This is a genomic window from Arthrobacter sp. Hiyo1 (assembly GCF_001263615.2).
Lineage (GTDB): Bacteria > Actinomycetota > Actinomycetes > Actinomycetales > Micrococcaceae > Arthrobacter.
This window is the reverse complement of record NZ_DF952468.1, coordinates 220,280-221,408: the sequence shown is the minus strand read 5'-3', so window position 1 is coordinate 221,408 and position 1,129 is coordinate 220,280. Positions and strand designations below refer to the sequence as shown.

Below are 1,129 nucleotides of genomic sequence, written 5' to 3'. Positions count from 1 at the left end.
ATCCGTGGGCCCTGCAGCCGGACGCCGCGGACCGGATCCGGGGAGTCGGCCTGCCGATACTGGCGAACGAGGGAACAGGGGAGCATTTCCACGCCCACCTGGACATGTACGTCGACGGGAAAGCCGTGAGCGTCCCGGCGGGGATCGGGTTCGCGGACGTGAACCAAGGACAGAGCGGCGGCCGGTCCCCCGTCCACACCCACGACGCTCCGGAATCATCCACGTCGAAGCCGACACGCCGGGAGAACGCTTCACCCTGGCCCAGTTCCTGCGCGAATGGGGGGTGCTCGCCGGAAACGCAACCATCGGCGGCCACCCGGCCGGCGAATGGTCGGTGTTTGTCAACGGCACCCGATCGCAGGGCCCGCCCGACACGGTCGTCCTGCACCCGAAAGAGGAAATCGCACTCGTACAAGGGACCGCCCCCGTACCCGTCCCGGCCACATACACCTTCCCTGCGAACCTCGACACGCCCGTGCCCTGAGCAGCATTGACGGTGCTCCCCACGGACCGGCGCGCCGCGCAGCGGGTGGGATCCCCAGCACGGACACCCCGTTCCGAAGCACCGGACCGACGAGGGTCTTGTGCTCGAAGCCGTCATCGGCCCCTCTGGAAAGTCCTCTCAGGACTATCCATCCTGGAGCGGCTTCGAAGGAAGACAGGTGAACCAAGGCCGACGGGACACGGGCGGGGGCGTGAGACGGTGGGGGACCTCTCCGGCCGCCCGGCATCGAACCCGAGGGGGTGCCTCTGTGGTTTTCGTCAAGCGGCCGAGGGTGTTCGTGGTTCGTAGAATGTGCCGTCTCTGAGCATGGCGAAGAGCGTATCGCAGCGGCGCCGGGCGAGGGCGATGAGGGTCTGGTTGTGGCGGCGTTTTCCTTCAGCTCGTTTCCGGTCGTAGTAGGCCCTCGACGGCGGGTCCTTCAACGCGGCGAAGGCGGAGAGAAACGGGGCTCTCTTGAGGATCTTGTTTCCTTTCCGGGATGGGTGGTCGCCGCGGATCGAAGTCCCGGATCTCCAGGTCACCGGGGCGAGGCCTGCGTAGGAGGCCATGTGCCCTGCCGAAGCGAAGTCTTTCCCGACGATCTCGGTGAGGATGCGTGCTGCGGTCCTGACGCCGACCGCCGGT

The 1,129-nt window shown here is 67.1% G+C and carries 3 protein-coding genes; 1 reads left to right on the top strand and 2 read right to left on the bottom strand.

From position 1 onward, the window contains the following. Positions 1–203: hypothetical protein (locus tag AHiyo1_RS25330; RefSeq protein WP_216363116.1), on the bottom strand; the 203-nt coding region annotated here is incomplete at its 3' end. 80 nt (positions 204–283) lie between these two features. On the opposite strand from AHiyo1_RS25330, the gene AHiyo1_RS24350 reads away from it, so the two are divergent. Continuing rightward, the gene (locus AHiyo1_RS24350; protein ID WP_059387311.1) at positions 284–484 is read left to right on the top strand and encodes a hypothetical protein; all 201 of its coding nucleotides are present in this window, start codon (positions 284–286) and stop codon (positions 482–484) included. 278 nt (positions 485–762) lie between these two features. Here AHiyo1_RS24350 and AHiyo1_RS00900 read toward each other — a convergent pair. Then, positions 763–1,129 (bottom strand): transposase (locus tag AHiyo1_RS00900; RefSeq protein WP_148667415.1); only part of this gene is annotated, 367 nt, incomplete at its 5' end.